General features: G+C 48.8%; 22 protein-coding genes. All 22 read left to right on the forward strand.

Translation table 11 applies throughout. The features are described 5' to 3' along the window. Nucleotides 1-334 precede the first annotated feature (334 nt). The 22 genes from MKY73_RS07140 (at nt 335) to MKY73_RS07245 (ending at nt 16,511) form a co-directional block, all read left to right on the forward strand. Nucleotides 335-1,372 (forward strand): hypothetical protein, encoded by a 1,038-nt coding sequence (locus MKY73_RS07140; protein WP_339306519.1) that lies wholly within the window; start codon nt 335-337, stop codon nt 1,370-1,372. Further along, nucleotides 1,369-1,674, forward strand: coding sequence for a hypothetical protein (locus MKY73_RS07145; protein WP_339306520.1), 306 nt, complete (start codon nt 1,369-1,371; stop codon nt 1,672-1,674). The genes MKY73_RS07140 and MKY73_RS07145 overlap by 4 nt, the downstream gene beginning before the upstream one ends. Further along, complete coding sequence (locus MKY73_RS07150; RefSeq protein WP_339306522.1) at nt 1,634-2,074, forward strand: sigma factor-like helix-turn-helix DNA-binding protein; 441 nt, start codon at nt 1,634-1,636, stop codon at nt 2,072-2,074. The genes MKY73_RS07145 and MKY73_RS07150 overlap by 41 nt, the downstream gene beginning before the upstream one ends. Before the next feature lie 423 nt (nt 2,075-2,497). Then, nucleotides 2,498-3,031, forward strand: a complete 534-nt coding sequence (locus MKY73_RS07155) for a 3'-5' exoribonuclease (RefSeq protein WP_339306524.1) — start codon at nt 2,498-2,500, stop codon at nt 3,029-3,031. 89 nt (nt 3,032-3,120) lie between these two features. Next, the gene (locus MKY73_RS07160) at nt 3,121-3,285 is read left to right on the forward strand and encodes a hypothetical protein (RefSeq protein WP_179088651.1); all 165 of its coding nucleotides are present in this window, start codon (nt 3,121-3,123) and stop codon (nt 3,283-3,285) included. Between the two features lie 6 nt (nt 3,286-3,291). Continuing rightward, nucleotides 3,292-3,657 carry a hypothetical protein gene (locus tag MKY73_RS07165; RefSeq protein ID WP_339306526.1) on the forward strand — a complete coding sequence of 122 codons (366 nt, stop codon included), beginning with the start codon at nt 3,292-3,294 and terminating at the stop codon, nt 3,655-3,657. Between the two features lie 17 nt (nt 3,658-3,674). After that, entirely contained in the window at nt 3,675-3,836 is a 162-nt protein-coding gene (locus tag MKY73_RS07170) for a hypothetical protein (protein ID WP_339306528.1), read from the forward strand. 15 nt (nt 3,837-3,851) lie between these two features. Beyond that, entirely contained in the window at nt 3,852-4,316 is a 465-nt protein-coding gene (locus tag MKY73_RS07175; protein ID WP_339306530.1) for a terminase small subunit, read from the forward strand. Further along, nucleotides 4,222-5,820: a phage terminase large subunit gene (gene terL, locus MKY73_RS07180; RefSeq protein WP_339306531.1), complete on the forward strand. Its 1,599-nt coding sequence runs from the start codon at nt 4,222-4,224 to the stop codon at nt 5,818-5,820. The genes MKY73_RS07175 and terL overlap by 95 nt, the downstream gene beginning before the upstream one ends. Nucleotides 5,821-5,829: 9 nt before the next feature. Further along, nucleotides 5,830-6,057, forward strand: a complete 228-nt coding sequence (locus MKY73_RS07185; RefSeq protein WP_339306532.1) for a hypothetical protein — start codon at nt 5,830-5,832, stop codon at nt 6,055-6,057. A gap of 130 nt (nt 6,058-6,187) precedes the next feature. Next, nucleotides 6,188-8,353 carry a hypothetical protein gene (locus MKY73_RS07190; protein WP_339306534.1) on the forward strand — a complete coding sequence of 722 codons (2,166 nt, stop codon included), beginning with the start codon at nt 6,188-6,190 and terminating at the stop codon, nt 8,351-8,353. A 57-nt stretch (nt 8,354-8,410) separates the two neighbouring features. Further along, nucleotides 8,411-9,379, forward strand: a complete 969-nt coding sequence (locus MKY73_RS07195) for a hypothetical protein (protein ID WP_339306536.1) — start codon at nt 8,411-8,413, stop codon at nt 9,377-9,379. Nucleotides 9,380-9,396: 17 nt separating this feature from the next. Next, on the forward strand, nt 9,397-9,816 hold the full coding sequence (locus MKY73_RS07200) for a hypothetical protein (RefSeq protein ID WP_339306538.1): 420 nt from the start codon (nt 9,397-9,399) through the stop codon (nt 9,814-9,816). 20 nt (nt 9,817-9,836) lie between these two features. Continuing rightward, nucleotides 9,837-10,799 carry a Mu-like prophage major head subunit gpT family protein gene (locus MKY73_RS07205; protein WP_339306540.1) on the forward strand — a complete coding sequence of 321 codons (963 nt, stop codon included), beginning with the start codon at nt 9,837-9,839 and terminating at the stop codon, nt 10,797-10,799. Nucleotides 10,800-10,841: 42 nt separating this feature from the next. Further along, nucleotides 10,842-11,024, forward strand: coding sequence for a hypothetical protein (locus MKY73_RS07210; protein WP_339306542.1), 183 nt, complete (start codon nt 10,842-10,844; stop codon nt 11,022-11,024). Next, nucleotides 10,936-11,352 (forward strand): hypothetical protein, encoded by a 417-nt coding sequence (locus MKY73_RS07215; protein ID WP_339306543.1) that lies wholly within the window; start codon nt 10,936-10,938, stop codon nt 11,350-11,352. The genes MKY73_RS07210 and MKY73_RS07215 overlap by 89 nt, the downstream gene beginning before the upstream one ends. A 25-nt stretch (nt 11,353-11,377) precedes the next feature. After that, nucleotides 11,378-11,980, forward strand: coding sequence for a hypothetical protein (locus MKY73_RS07220; RefSeq protein ID WP_339306545.1), 603 nt, complete (start codon nt 11,378-11,380; stop codon nt 11,978-11,980). Nucleotides 11,981-11,982: 2 nt separating this feature from the next. Beyond that, nucleotides 11,983-14,130, forward strand: a complete 2,148-nt coding sequence (locus tag MKY73_RS07225) for a WD40 repeat domain-containing protein (RefSeq protein WP_339306547.1) — start codon at nt 11,983-11,985, stop codon at nt 14,128-14,130. Nucleotides 14,131-14,136: 6 nt separating this feature from the next. After that, a complete protein-coding gene (locus MKY73_RS07230) occupies nt 14,137-14,412 on the forward strand; it encodes a hypothetical protein (RefSeq protein WP_339306549.1) in 276 nt (91 codons plus the stop codon). After that, the gene (locus tag MKY73_RS07235) at nt 14,412-14,555 is read left to right on the forward strand and encodes a hypothetical protein (protein ID WP_211080963.1); all 144 of its coding nucleotides are present in this window, start codon (nt 14,412-14,414) and stop codon (nt 14,553-14,555) included. Before MKY73_RS07230 ends, MKY73_RS07235 begins: the two co-directional genes overlap by 1 nt. Before the next feature lie 4 nt (nt 14,556-14,559). After that, nucleotides 14,560-15,117: a hypothetical protein gene (locus MKY73_RS07240; protein ID WP_339306550.1), complete on the forward strand. Its 558-nt coding sequence runs from the start codon at nt 14,560-14,562 to the stop codon at nt 15,115-15,117. Next, a complete protein-coding gene (locus MKY73_RS07245; RefSeq protein ID WP_339306552.1) occupies nt 15,114-16,511 on the forward strand; it encodes a hypothetical protein in 1,398 nt (465 codons plus the stop codon). Before MKY73_RS07240 ends, MKY73_RS07245 begins: the two co-directional genes overlap by 4 nt. The last annotated feature ends 7 nt before the right edge of the window (nt 16,512-16,518 follow it).

The raw sequence follows: 16,518 nt of genomic DNA on the forward strand, positions 1-16,518 counted from the left end.
GTAATATCGTGCGGTACGTACACGTGGGAGACGGATGGGTGCTCCTCGACGATTCTGGGGCGTGTAGAGGGCGTTTGATAGAGTTGGACAGACAAATACTAGGATCAGCACAAAAACGTCTCTATGAGCCTACTGGGTGGTTTAAAATCGATGGTTGGAAAGTAGGCAAACGGGAAGCGAGATCCGAAATTGCATGAACGAAAAAGTCAAATGTGACATGTTGCAGATAAACCACAAAATATTGTGTAAAACGGCGAAAATACTGTGTTTTAACCACAATATGTGCTATAATAAGATATATCATTATTACTATCGGAAAACGGGGTGTATGTAGGTGGAAAAGCAGGAACGTATTGAACAATTACGGTATGAGTTGAGCATTGAAAAACAACGTGGTGCTATGGCAGATGCAGGTAAGATCGTGGATATCGAGGAAGAGATTGCATACTTGGAGCAACAGAACGTGGAAGAGTCTCAACAACAGGTTGCCTACATCATGGACAATATGGATTTGGACGGCGTGACCATGCGTGACATGTTTAAAAACGACACACCAGAATCAGCGGAATCATCTTACCAAGTAGTCCGTATCGTGGTGCAGAACGCATTGTTGCAGCGGGATGAACAGTGGATGGCTCAAATTAAAGATTTACAGGAGCGTCTTGCAGCAGAAACAGCAGCGAAGGATACAGCACTGGCAAAAGCGGATGAAGCAGGAGAAGCCAATGCCAAACTGGTGACAGAATTACGCGATGTAAGGTCTGAATTGTCGGACATGGAGAGCAAACGTGATGCTGCGGTTTCTCAGTTGGAAGAAGCTAAGGCCGAGATTAAGCAGAAAGAAAGTCACATCGACGATCTTCGCCAACAAATTGCAGTCGGTGCAGTACAAGCGACTAAGGTCATTGATGTCGGTGACGCGATGGCAGCATGGAAAGAGCAGAAGAAACGTGAGGAAGAAGCCAAACCAGCCATATACGATGTCGAGTGGATAGACAACAAACGTTCCATGAAAAGAGCGAAGCTTGCGGCAACGGATGAAGTAATCACCTTCAACTACCTCGAAGCTGGGAAGTACCGGGAGGTGAGCGCCGAAGAGGCGCCGCAATTTCGAATCACCGAAGAACAAGAACATCGTGATGAGAATCATGCACAGTCTGCAGCAGACTTGGAAGAGGGCGACCAACTAAACCCGCCTCCCTGGGGATATCCCGAAGAAGACACAGCGGAGAACACAACCAACGGACTGGCTGAAGAGCAGCTGGCAGGAAGTAGTGCTGAAGAAACAGAGGGAGAAGTTACGAGAGCAGAGTTTGAGGAGCTCAAAAGACGCGTGAGTGCGTTGGAATTGCCGCAATCTGAGGTAGCATGATCTACCACCGCAAAGCAGAAACCGTGAGGGCGATCCAGATAACGGATTGCTCTCCGGCATCTGTTGCAAGGGTGAGAGAATTCACGGGTGGTCACGTATTGAAGGGGCGATTCATCCAGGCGGCACAGCCCTACATCAGCGTCGTTGTAGATAACAGACACCTCAAGGTGCTGGAAGGACAATGGTTGGTGCACTCGCCTGAAAAGGGATGGAGAATATACCGGCACAGTGAGTTTGAAAAAGAGTATGAGGAGGGAGAACATGGACAACAATCAGGTGACGGAGCTTCTGAAGGATTATAGATCCTATGAATACGCGGTGAACAACTGCGGTCCCATTCAAGATGATGAAGTATTGCCGTATATAATCTCAGAGCGAATGAGAGACAAGAACACGTGGGATAAGGTGCGTTACAACAGAATCGTGAATCTGATTGACGGCGCAGTTAATAACGTGTTGAATGACGATCAGCGCTCGGTAATCATGAAAAAGTATCTGGATCGCAACACAATGACGCTGGCTCAGATTGCAGCTGCCACGCAACGGGATGCAAGTCGGGTATCACGCCTTCACACTGAAGCGATTCGCAAGCTGTCCATTGCCCTGGAACCATTAAGCGAGAAAGAAACTGAGATTAACAATCTGGATTACATGTTCGACAGAAATATCGGTTTGCATGAAATGCACACGAAATCCGCATGAAAAACGCACGCAAATAGCATGGTAAAACTGCTATGATACTAGCATAAGGAACATCTGATAAGCGCCGATAGCTGTATGCGCAGTCGTCGTTTACAACGTTCCTTCCTTGCAAGCCAAAACTAAGATGTGGTGGCGGAATAGGTAGACGCTTAGAGCTAAGGTGGATACGACTCGGCGAGCCCCAGACGAAAACCAATCAGGCGCAAAGAGAGAATGCCGAGCTTTCACTGGTTGGGAAGTAGAGCTGGAATAGGCCAAGGGAACCGTAAGGGGAAGTCAGTTAGGCTGCTGCCCGTGACAAAATGCTACTATGCAGGGTGCAAATCCTTGCCCACATCATACGAAGAGAGTGACGGTTAAACGCCGTTGCTCTTTTTTTTGTTTTTTATCATGTCGTTGGAACCAACGGAAAGATGGTGAGTAGTGAAAGTATTTATGGATGCTGAGTTCACTGGATTGCATCAGAACACGACATTAATCAGCATTGGGATGGTCGCTGAGGTTGGTGAAGCGTTCTATGCGGAGTTTACGGATTATGACCGGAGCCAAGTGGACGAATGGTTACAACAGAATGTCATTAACAACTGCAGATTCCTGCCATACAGCAACTACAAACTGACCAACGAATCTCAATTCGTTGATGGCAACGGGTTTGCGGGTGGTACATCGTTCATTCGCACATGCCTGGAAGAGTGGTTGGGCCAGTATGAGGAAGTGGAGGTATGGAGTGATTGCCTATCCTACGACTGGGTGCTGTTCAATCAGATCTGGGGACATGCATTCAACATTCCGAAGAACGTCTATTACATCCCGTTTGATATCTGCACACTGATGAAGATTAAAGGCGTAGATCCAGACGTGAACAGAGAAGAGTTTGCAGGGATTGAAGGTGCGAAGTATAACGCGCTGCATGATGCCAAAGTAATCAAGGCGTGCTATGACAAGCTGGTGGGTTAAGGCCGAAGGCCATCGAGTCCGACCGAATCACCCAGCGACAGCGGGGGCCGTATAGGGTTGGGTCATTAAGAGGAGGGATAACAAGAGACATGGACAATGAAAAGGTTATAGCGATGTGTCAGAGTCAGATGCAAGACATTGCAACAAGGCTGGGAAAGAACATTTCATACGAAGCCAAGGCAGCGCTCATTCAAGCCAGATCAACAGCGTTACTGGCATTAGCTATTGCAACACAGGATAGGAAGGAGGGATAACACATAGTGAAGCGCAGAGTAATCAAAAAGTGGGTCAATCGATTTATCACACCCATTGTGAAGGATATGCCTGAGATCTACGGCAGACAAATAGAACTGTACAACCCAGAAGATCCGATGCAACGGCATCAGTCAACTGGGGAAAGCATTAAGGTGGTTAATGGCAAGCGAGTACAAGAAGGTCAACGGTCGCCGAAAACAAGAGGAATGCTGAAGGATATGAAATCCACAGCGCAGGAATTGAAACGGCAGATCGAAGGTAAGCCAAACCTGCACAATCGAATGATCATTGTAAGGCGAGGTTACGGCGTATATGTACGAGTGATAAGTTTTGAGTGGCCAGAAGGCTATCAGATTTGTGAAGACGAGTAGAGAGGAAGGTGATACCCATGGATGCTCATCAATGCAACGGGTTGAAAGATGCGGTATTTGTTCAGGGTATCGCACATGATATTGATAAAGATGGGTCAGATGAATGGAGTATGAATATTGAGAATGAGTATTTCGAAACCATCTCATTCTGTCCGTTCTGCGGCACCAAGTTGGAATAGAAAGGAGATGACACCATGGCAGACTTGAGACCACAAATGATGCTATTTGTGACGGAATATCTGCAGAATGGAAACAACGCAACACAGGCTGCCATTGCAGCAGGATACAGCGAGAAGACAGCGTCAAGTCAAGGTAGTAGGCTGTTAAAGTCTGTTGAGGTTCAACAATATCTTAACAAAACTGAACAGAATCTTAACAAGGACTTGCGGATGATGTTCGCTGAGGATGCTGTCAAGGCGTATAACGTGATGATGGAGATCATGCAGAGTCCGAATGCAATGGACAAGGATAGGCTGGTTGCTGCAAGGGATTTGCTGGATCGTGCAGGGTACAAACCGATTGATCGAGTACAGGCAGATGTACAAGGCGAGGTGAACCATCAACATGAGTACATTGTCGAGCAAACCATCTCAACAGACCCAGAAAGCGCCGAGCTTCTTAAACAACTCTGGAAGCGACAAACCAGTACCGCTCAGTAGACAGTTTGAAATCCTAGCCAAGCTTGACTTCAGCTTTTTTATGGACTTCGACAGTGATGGACGGGATGCAGACGGGAAGCACCTGGATGTACTGGACAGAGCACTGATGGATGTATCCGAGGGCAAGATCAAACGTTTAATCGTCACAATGCCACCACGACATGGTAAGTCTGAGCGAGTGAGCAAGAAGTTTCCTGCATGGCACATAGGAAAATATCCGAATGATGAGATCATATTGGCATCCTATGCGTTGTCGCTGAGCCGGGATAATAACCGGATTGCGCGAGATACGTTCATGGACCGATCGGGTCTATTTGGCGTTTCAATATCTGGTGCAAGACAGTCAGCGGAGTCATGGGGCATAGAAGGACATCGTGGCGGCGTGAATGCTGCTGGTGTGGGTGGTCCCATTACAGGTAAGGGTGCACGTATCGCTATCATTGATGACCCACTCAAGAACGCTGAGGAAGCCAACAGCGAGGTTGTGCGTGAGAGTCTATGGAGTTGGTACACATCAACCCTGTACACACGGTTAACGCCAGACGGACGCATTATCGTGGTTATGACACGTTGGCATGAAGACGACTTGGTAGGACGGCTACTGAAGAAGGAAGCCGATGAGGTTAAGCAAGGAACACATAAGGGCGAGCGTTGGACGGTGATCAACTTCCCGGCAGTAGCTGAGGACGATGATTATCTGGGTCGTAAACCTGGGGAGGCGCTCTGGCCTGAGTTTGGCTTCAACGTGCAGCGTCTGGACCAGATCAAGTCCGACGTTGGCTCGTATGTATTCAGTGCCTTGTATCAGCAAAGGCCATCAGCTGCAGGCGGTACGATATTCCAACGTAAACATTTCCGGTACTTTAAGTTTGAGCAGATTCACAATGTACAGTATGTGGTGCTCTCAGACGGACGGAGGTTTACAGCAATGCAATGCTGGATGTTCCAAACGGTGGACACAGCGAACAGTGAGAAGACAATCAACGACTACTTTGCTGTTTCAACGTTCATGGTGACGCCTGACAATGACATCCTGATCCGTGATGTATATCGTACGCACATTGAGGGACCGGAGCAAAAGACGCTGATGAAGCAGATGGAGCATCGGTACAAGCCGAAGTTTCAGGCAATTGAGGATAAGACGTTCGGCACCAATTTGATACAGGAGTGCAAGCGCGATGGGATGACCATCCTGCCTGTGAAGGTAGACAAGGACAAGGTTACTCGGGCATTACCGATTGCTGCACGTTATGAGTTGGGCAAGGTGTACCACCGTGAGGATGGTAATTGGTTGGATGACTTCGAGGCGGAGTTGATGAGCTTCCCGAAAGGTAAGAATGACGACCAAGTGGATACGGTGTCCATGGCTGGTGAGATCGTACACACGGTCAGCGGACAACAAGAGGTAGCGTGGGGCGCTAATCCTGAGTCTATTACAGGCAAGCGAGTGGACTTTGATACAGAGGAAGAATACGACGACGAGGTTAAGCCGTCATTCTGGTGAGGTGAGGAAATGGAATATGCGCTGACAACGATGGTGATCGCAACCATCGTATTTTTGTTTATGCGAATACGTGATCAAGACAAGACCATCAAGGATCTGACCAACCGCCTGACGTCACGTAATGCTGGTGAGTATGCGATGTACAACAACCATCAGAAGCCAGCCGAACCGCTGGAGACACGTTCTCCAATGAGTTGGCATGACGATCCGAACGTGCTGGAGGTGGATGACAAGTGATTGCTCTCATTGCCATCGCAGCCGGTTCAATTTTAGTTGGGCACATGGTGTATGTGATCAGAAGGGATAGAGCTTACACCAAAAAGAAAGCGGTGATACAGCAAAGGATTAGGGAGCGAGGTGAGGACAAATGAGCACGCTGAACAAGATCAAGAAAGGATTTCAGGGTTTGTTTACGGAGAACGGAGCTGATAAAGACTCAGTAAATCCGAATACACCAGAAGAACAACGGATATATGACACGGTGTACCAGGATTACCAAGTGTTCAAGCAGGCACGGCAACAGATGGACGACATCTGGCGTAAGGAGCAACGCTTCTACATGGGTGACCATTGGAAGGGATTGCGCTCAGATGCAGTGTCTAAGCTTCGTCCGGATGCGGTGGAGAACATCACCTTCTCACAGATAGAGTCCATTGTAGGCAAGCTGACTGGATGGATGCCTTACCCGAACTTCACGGCTCAGGAAGAGGGAGACGAGGAAAAAGCCCGGGACTTGAACGACTTCATGCCGTTTGAACTGCGACAGATCAAATTTAAGCAGAAACACACCCGAGCTGTCCGGCGCATGGTCATTCATGGCCCGTTAATATACAAAACTGTCTTTGACCCAACAGTCGAAGGTGGGCGTGGGATGAACCGGTACGAAGGGCGTAACGACATCATTCCAGTTGATTTCGGTACATTCTTCCCGGACCCACGCATTAAAGACTTCATTTACCTCCAGAAGATGGGCGGCATCATCATAAACGTGCCCAAGCCACTGGAGTACTTTAAAGAGCGCTGGCCCAAGCAAGGCAAGAAGGTTCAGCCTGATATTGGCACGCTTGAGACTGATGTGTTCAACATTGACTCAGATGATGGCAACCTGAGCACAGACGCCACACGGCAGCAGATGTCCGGACTCATTGAGTACTGGTATCGTGGACTGCCCAAACAGGTGAGTGCTGAGGATAAGAAACTGTTCCGCGAAATGGCTGAAGAGAAACTGATGGAAGGCGTTGACCCATCCGAGTATCTAGCGAAGGCTGATGGAAAGATGGAGGGCGTACATTGCATCTACATCACCACGTCAGGCGTGTTCCTGGAGCATAAAGCATATGTGTTCGATCACGGCCAATATCCATTCGTAGCCCGGACACTGTACCCATCAGAAGGTAATCCATGGGGCAAAGGTTTCATGCGGGATATGATCAAGCCGCAGATCATGAAGAACAAATACGCTGAGATTGCAGTCGAGACCATGGCGAAAATGGGTAACGCAGCGATGATGTACGAAGAAGGAGCTATATCCAAGCCTCGTACATGGGCTGAGCAAAGATCTATGCCGGGCGCAATGCTTCCGGTGGCTACTGGGCGTATGGCTGGTGTGAAGGAACTGGAAGGCGTCAACGTGCCAAGTACAGTTTTCAACATGCTGAACTACTATGACGAGATGTTGCAGAAGATCCCAGGGCAGTTCGACAGTGCCAATGGGCAGGCCAACAGCAACGTCACCAGTGGCGCACAGGCCAAGGCACTTATGGCAGCTGCGGGTACAAGACTCAACACCGTATCTGACTTGATACAGGACGCACTAGAAGAGGTGTTCAGCCAGTATGTGGAGTTGATAGCCCAGTTCTACACCACAGAGCGTATCGCACGTGTTACAGGCCGTACAGTGAAGATGAGCCGGGATCAAATGGTTTCCCGTGTACCGTCCGAGTATGCGTCGCCAGCACCAATGGTTGAAGAGATGGGTGCAGGAGACATGCAACCGCCTGATATGATGCAGGGCATGGACATGATGGGTCAGATGGATCCAATGAGTATGATGCCAGAGCCTGTGGAGGTCCAAGAGGAGTTTGTGCCGGAGTTTGACATACTGGTGCAGATCGGAGTAGACAAGCCGCAAGACCGGGAGTACTGGTTGCAACTGGCTTTCAATCTACTTCAGACGATGGATCCGATCACTCAGCAGCCAATGATTGATGCCGAGGCAGTCCGGTACGTCATTACCACAGGGCGTATGGAGCCGATGGACGTCATCAAGCGGCGTATTGAAGAAGAGTCAGGCAAGCAACAGCAATTCATGCAAGCCCAGCAACAAGCGCAGGAAGCACAAGCTCAGGTACAGCAGTTGAGCCAAGAGAACCAATCCATGCAGCAGACACTACAGCAGTTTAGTGGTGAGCGGATGGAGCGAGAACAGCGTGACCGTGAATTTGAGCAAGGTTTGAAACAACAGAAAATGAATCTGGAAGGCGCAAAAGTTGCCCAGCAACTGATGCAACCAGTAAGAACAGGCCAAGGGTGAGAATCCTTTGGCCTTTTATATCTGCCGCCACCCATAGCGGATTAGGAGGAACCGAGCATGGAAGACATCGACAACATCGCCACCCATAGCGATACCGTCACAGAACCAGAAACAGCCCACCCACAGGCTGACGATCAACAACAAGCAATGCGTGATGCGTATGAAGCCTTTAACTTACCATATGGTGACGGCGATGACCCAGACCCGGACGACGATCAACACGAGGACGACGCTCCACCCATAGAGCCAGCACTCGAAGCTGATGAACAACCGAAGGGCATCACAGTCAAATACAACGGTCAAGACGTATTCATCCCGGACGAAGAAGTGGCAGTACATGCACGTAAGGGACTGAATTACGAGAAGGTGGAAGGTCGAGCGAAGCAATATGAATCGGCTCTGGATCGACTTGCAAAACAGCAGGGATATAAAGATCACGCCGATCTGTTGGACAACATCGACCAGATTGAGGCCGCATCACAGCAGAGACAAAAGGACCAATTCGACGAACTGAAGATAAGCATGCGGGAAGAAGCTATGAACGCTGGCATTGACCCTGATGTGCTTGATCAGTACCTCGATAACCACCCGCTATTACAACAAGCGCGTGAGGTCCTTCAAAGCAAGGAGACAGAGCAGTCCACACGCCAACAGGAGCAACAACAACAGCAACTGGTGCAAGGCTGGCAGGATCTGTTCAAGAAGTACCCGGAACTGGCACAGGAGGTCACGGATGATGGAGCCGCAGCACCTTGGCTTACCCAAGAGATGCATGCGCGCATTGAACGTGGTTATGACCCGATTGATGCTTATGAGTTGGTACACCGGGATAAACTGAGCGCCACAGAGCGTAAACGCGCAGAACAGACGGTGTTGAAGAACCAACGCCTGAACAAACGGGCACAGGTGGAGACGCAAGCGGCTGGAACGCTGGAGCCAAGCGCGCCAGCAGAGTTAACTGGTGCATTCGCTATGTTTGGGCTTGACCCGAAAAAAGCTAACAAATATGCAAAAAACTTTGAATAAACAGGAGGCGTTAAGCCATGGCACAAGGATTCAAATATGTATACAACGATTACGGTAATGACCCCACTCGAATCACAGAGTTTCTGATGACCAACGATGAAGCAGGTTTTGCTGGTGAAGCTGTGAAACTGGTGGCAGGACGCTGGACAAAGGCTGGTGCGACTGACCCGATTGCTGGATTCTTGACTGCAAATGTAGAGGCAGGCACAGACAAAGAGACTGAGGTTATCTTGGCTCGGGAGGGTGACTGGTATGACGCACCGTACAGCGGAACAGCAGCAGGCGGGTTCACTCCAGGCGCATCTGCAATTGCATTGGCAGCTGATGGATTGTCGGCAAACTCGGCCACCGTAACGGGCGGTCCCTTGTCTGTAATGGCGATTAACACAAATAAAAAGACAGCACGGTTCAAAGTTAAGAACCGTCAATTGTCATAATCGAGAGGGGAGCATAACACATGCAAACAAAACTTCAATGGGACGCACGAGTCCTCGAACCTATCTTCAAAGAACTTTACTCGCTCGAAACCAAGGATAAAAAAGACTATATTCCGCTGATGTATAACGTTAGTAACTCCGATAAAGACCGCGAATCGTATGAAGGTGTTGGCGCTGAGGGCCTTATGGAAGAATGGGGCCACTCGAACAACCAAGTCTTCTATGAGGACGTTGAAGAGTTATGGCAAAAGGTTATTCGTAACCGCAAGTTCTCTGATGGTCGTATCATTGAACGCGACTTTATTGATGACTTGAAACTTACGGAGATCAAGACACGAATCATGGGTCTGGCTGATGCTGTATACAAAACTCAGCAATTGCAGGCTGTTGAATTCTTGAACAACGCTTTTGTCGCACAAGGGCCTAACTTCCGTGGACGTTTAGAGCGCTATACATTGCCTGATGGTAAGCCATTGTGTGCCATTGACCATCCATACAGCCCTACAAACAGCACAGATGTACAGTCTAACCTTGGATCTCAGGCACTAACGCTGGATGCATGGGATGAAACAGCCGTGCTCATGCAGGAATGGAAAGATGATCGCGGTAATCCATTGGCGGTTATTCCTGATACACTGATCGTTGCACCTTACAATGCACGTGCAGCCTTCAAGATTGCTGGGTTACCTGATGCTGAGCTACCGAAATATGAGCCAGGAAGCAACCATTTTGACGCGAATATGTACATGGGCAACATCAAGGTCATCGTCAATCCGTTTATCAACCCAGCTCAGCGCAAGAACTGGTTCGCTGCTGACTCAGCGCGCATGAAACGCTTCAACCACTGGCAGTGGAGACGTAAACCGGAGAACGGTTCGATCACTGACTTTGATACAGAAGTAGCTAAACACAAAGTTGTAGGACGTTGGGGTTATGGTCAAACCAACTATTCCTTCCTCTTTGGACATAACGTACAAGACTAAGAGGGCGCATATTGCCCCTCTTTTTCTTTTGGAGGTAATCACATGTTTCGTGATGAACTGGACGCACTCAATGCGATCTATAAAGAACAGCAACGTACAAACGAACTGCTGGAAAAATTGATTGGAGGGAACACAGATGCCACTGAACCACAGCAGACAGCCGGACTTCTTACAGATCATCCCCGCAGCCGAAGCACCAAGCCTGCCCGAAAAGCGGGAGCCTAACTATACGGTATTCGTTGACGCCAACGGTCAGCCGATCGACATGGGTGGAGGCGGTGGAGGCACCATCACATCGAACAGCATCACGGATGCTACAGCTACAGGTAAAGCAGTACTGACAGCCGCTAACCAAACAGCAGCTCGTACAGCCCTTGGTGCAGGTACATCAAACTTGGCTATTGGCACCACAGCATCAACAGCCGCAGCTGGTAACCACGTGCACCCTGCAACAACGATTACAGCTACAGCGATTGCGCCGGGCACAGCAACGAACGTACAGGCTATCCTCGCTGAACTGGCGGCACGTATCACAGCTTTAGAGAACGCGTAAGGTAAATATGAAGGAGTGGTGAGAAATGCTCTTAAAAGACGTTGTAGAGGAAATTACGGAGAAGTCGCCTAATTTCCTCTCTCCCGCTTCCATTGTTCGCAAGGTGTCGCAAGTGCGTGACAGGCTTGTCCGTAACTTCGGATCTGCTCAACAGCAATCGAATGTCATCTGTACTGCAATCGACTTGGTGAAGGATAAGGCGCTGTATGTGCTTCCTTGCCCACCAGGCAATGTGGTAGACGTCGATGTGAAGATGGAGTCCTATCACAACGATAACGATGGCTGGAGACGTATTCCGTTGCGGCAATTCAATGAGAGGCTAAAGGAGAAACCGTATTACTATTTTTCCGGTGATCGTATCGGTATCGTGCCCAACCCGGAGGTAGACACTCCAGAGGGTATCAAAATCTTCCATGCTGAAGTACTACGGGAACTGGCTTTAGCGGACATGGATGGCCCTACTGGATTCGATCCGGACTTTGACATGGTACTCGTGTACGGTGTATTGAAAGAAATTACCAGCGGGAAAGAGTCGGAGGAATTCGACTATAAATACCGCCAGGTGTTGAACGAATACGAAACAGCAAACAACGGGTACGAACGGTATTCCGTTACAGAGAGGTGGTAAGCATGAGTAAATACCCGTGGCGGAATACAAGTGAAGACATTGCTGCAGAAGCGAATTCACAATGGGAGACACCAGCAGGTGCACAGGCGAAGGCAGATGCAGCAGAACAAGCTGCCAAAGATTACTCTGATGGAAACCTGAACGCACATATTGGTACTGGCGGTGCAGCTCATGCCATTGTGGTTGCTGGTGGTGCGGCTGGATTCATGACTGGTGCAGATAAAACTAAACTTGATGGTGTGGCTCCAGGAGCGAACAACTACGTGCACCCTGCGACACATCCACCATCCATTATCGCTCAGGACTCAGGCAACCGGTTCGTGACAGACGCTGAAAAAGCAGATTGGAATAGCAAAGCTACTGGAGGATTGGCTACACCATCAACGGATGGACTCATGGCAGCAGCTGACAAGGGGAAACTGGACGGGGTACAGACAGGAGCAGAAGCTAACCAGAATGCTTTCGCTGGAGTAAACAATGTACTGGCTACCAACAAAACAGACACGTTGCAGTTCACTGGTGGAACTGGGATCACCATTACTACAAATCCAGCAAACAAGCAAGTAACAGTGACGGCTACGGGTTCGGCTACACCAGGTGCGCACGCATCTTCACATATCACAGGTGGTACCGACGTGATCCCGAATGCTGTAACCAATGGCAACTCTGGTTTGATGAGTGGCGCGGACGCTCAGTTTGTACGGATTGAAGGGGAAACAAAGGCAGGCGCGCAAAACAAAGCAGATGCATCACTGGTTTCTGCTAATGAGTATACAGACAATCAAGTAGGCGATCTGAGTGTGCTACAAACTACAACAAAAGAAAATCTGGTTGCCGCGCTAAACGAGGTTTTTACACATGTCGATGACGGGAAAAATCTGATTGAGACCGCCGTCATCGTCAAAGGGGGAACGGTATCAGGGACTTCCCCGCATTCTTTTGAGGAACTGGCCGACGGGATTGGAACGATCGAAACCTCAACAGCGATAAACGGTCAGGTACAACAGACTGTGACTTATGCTGGGAATCTTGTTGCAGGTGACCCGATTTATACAAAAACACAGTTTGGTAGTGATGTAACCATAACTTACCCACCATCTTCGGCGTCAGTGAGATCAGCAACATGGAGTCCCGACGACACATATTTGGCAGTCAGCATGGCCTTTTCACCTTACTTCGCTCTCTATAAACGTAATGGCTCCGTTTTCACTAAACTAGCAGATCCTGCTTCAATGCCTGGATCATCATCAATCGGTAACGCTTGGAGCCCTGATGGTACCTATTTAGCAGTTGTTTTGGCAAGTGCCCCTTACTTTATTGTTTATAAGAGGAATGGGGATACCTTAACTAAACTACCAGATGCTGCAGTTTTGCCAACGAGTAATACAAGATGTGTCGCGTGGAGCCCTGATGGTACCTATTTAGCATTAGGCCACACTGATTCGCCTTATATTAGTATCTATAAACGATCAGGAGATGTGTTCACTAAACTATCAAATCCTTCTGTCTTACCAACTGGGCTTGCTGCTTCACTAACTTTCGATCCTAGTGGAGTTCATTTAGTTGTTGGACATAGTACAACTCCATTTATAACAATTTATAAACGATCAGGAGATACATTTACCAAACTGTCAAATCCCTCAGTTTTACCAACGGGGCTGGTGAATGCTAGTGATTTTAGTTCCAGCGGTGATTTACTATCTTGTGCGTACCAAACAACCCCTTATTTGAACGTATATAAAGTAACAGGCGATACATTTGAAAAAATCCCGGATTTTGCTGATCTGCCTACTAGCGGAGCGAATGGAGTTGGCTTCATGCCTGGTACAGACTTAATGAGTGTTGGTACCACAAACAGCCCGTATCTACTGACTTACCAACGGATTGGAGACACATTCAAGAAAGTAAACCCTCTTAGTAGCAATCCGCCAGTTAGAGTGTACTGTGTTGAGTACAGCAGAAACGCTACGTTTTTAGCTGTAGGTTTAGAGACAGGAAGTAGTAGTGGTATGTTGCTTTATAGTGTATCAATGGCAGCTTATAAAAGTAGCAACAACATTGCTGATTTAGCAAGTGCAGACGGAGCCGGTTATGCCTTGTCGAGCGGAATTACGGGCGAAAAGAAAGATGCAATTATCATATGGAGGTAGATACCCATGAAATTTTACTTTCAACTGGATTCAGACAATATCATCCGGGATGCCATAACATATCCGCACGAAGGGTATACAGAGGTTGAGTTGGATATGACCCACCTACCCGCAGGCATCAACGCCGGATACTACCGATGGAACGGGACAACATTCGAGATTGACGAGTCATTAAAACCGAAAGATCCAAATGATGTAACTCAGGCCATCGAGGAGCTACAGAGAAACCAACAGCTCATGCAACAAGCCATTGACGACCTCGTGATGGGAGGCGCGCTGTAATGGGAGCGTATATGGGGCAACGGATCATCGACAAGGCGTACACTTACGACTATGTGTTATCGCGCAGGCCAGACCTGAAACCCGGCATTGACACTTATCTGATTGCTGAGGGATACGAACACCTGATTACAGAAGAGGTGTGATACCATGAACCTAACTGAAATTATTGCAGAAGCGGATATGCTGGTACCCAACGAGGTGCCGGCAGCAGATAAGGTGGTTTGGCTGAATGCGCTGAACCAAGACTTCTTCAACGTGGTCAAGATTCCAAAGGTGGCGCAGTTTGATTGCACAGCTGGAGAAACGGACTATACATTACCGCCAGATATCAGGCAGAAGAACATCGACTTGGTGCTGATCGGACCATCGCAGTATCGTAGCCTGGATCGTGAAGACGTAACGCCATACCAAAACGCATTTGCTTACGACGATACAACCAAAACCATATCTCTGTACCCAGCCCCTTACGCTGATTTAAGAGGCTTTTTGCGTTACCACCGGATTGCTACAACCACGTTCCTGTCTACGGCTCTCTCAGCTTCACCTGACGCACCAGAGGAGTATCACTGGACGTTTATCCCGGCCTTGGCTGCAATGCTGGCTAATAGCCAAGATGACAGCGTGAAGGCATCAAACTATGAGAACCAGTACAAGGCAGCATGGAATGTGGCATCACAGAACTATCAAGCGGGTGCAGTGCAATGAGGCCCGTACAATATAAGCCGTCACAGAACCAGCCGCTTGAAGGCATGATGCAACCGATTCCGATTCGAGAGTTCCGAGGGCTGAATACCTTTGATCCATATTCTATCGAGGACACTTACTTTACCGAAATGCAGAACTTGACCACCGATGATTACCCGGCTATCTCCACAAGGCCGGGCTTGGCTGTGCAAGGTACTTTTGGTACACGTGTCCTTGGCATGGGTGTCTGGCGTGGTCGGGAGTTACATGCCGTGTTCAATGATGGCACATGGAGGCGGTTGATCGGAAGCACTTGGACAACACTTGCTAGTGGCCTGAACACGTCAGCAGAATGGTCGTTCACTAACTTTGACGGCAACCTGGGCGGTGTAAACCTGATCGGGTGCAATGGTGTTGATTCGATGCGTAAGTATAACGGCTCTGCGGTGTCTGTATTGAGTGGCGCACCGTCTAATGGTAAATACATTACCACATACCAAAACAGGCTCTGGTGCGCTGTAGGGAACGAGTTATGGTCATCTGCGTTGGATCAGCCAGAGAACTGGAATCAATTCGCAGGGAATCAGCAGGACAGTTACCGTAAAACGATTGAGTCGTCGCACGGTGAAGACATCAACATGCTGTCTGGTAGCCTTTATCGCTTGACCATCGGGATGCCATCGTCCATACACCTGCTAATGGGTGGACAACCTTCGGACTTTAACAGCCGCGTAGTCACCGACGACGAAGGCGTGGCAAACAACAATGCAGTGTCAGCGCGTGAAGGCTCACTGCGCTTTATGCATAAGTCAGGTATCTACGAGTACTCAGCTGCTGCATTGCCGGACAAAGGATTCAGCGAGGTGATTAAGTCCTTCTATCCCAACGTCAGCACAGCAAGTGCCGCAGGGTCGGACGGACTTCGCTTATACTTCAGCACACAGAGTGGAGAAACGCTGGTGCATGATCCACGCATTGGCACATGGACACGATGGGTTACACCAGTACCCACTTGTTATGCATCCATCGGACAGGACTTGTACATTGGTACGGCTACGGGTCAAGTGCTGAAGCTTGGCGGCACGCTGGATATGGCAAGCCCTGTTGCTTGGAAAGCCGTAACCAAACCGTTCACCAATCAATCCATTGCACAGCGTCAGCGCTGGTTGAAAATGTGGATCGTTGTAGATATGGGCGTAGGCAGTGTGCTGAACATCAGTCTATCGAATCAAAAGTCAGGAGAGAACTGGGACTCGGTTATCTCGTTCACCTCTTCATCAACGGTGTCACAACGTATTATTATACCCGTCCGAAAGTTTGCCCTGGAAAACACAGTCCGTATTAAGCTGGAGGGGCTGGGCTTTGTTCGATTGCACGAGATCGCACGTCAGGTGCGGCAACTACCGCTCTATTAAGGAGGTA

Origin of the sequence: Paenibacillus sp. FSL R5-0519, assembly GCF_037974275.1 — a bacterium.
Lineage (GTDB): Bacteria > Bacillota > Bacilli > Paenibacillales > Paenibacillaceae > Paenibacillus.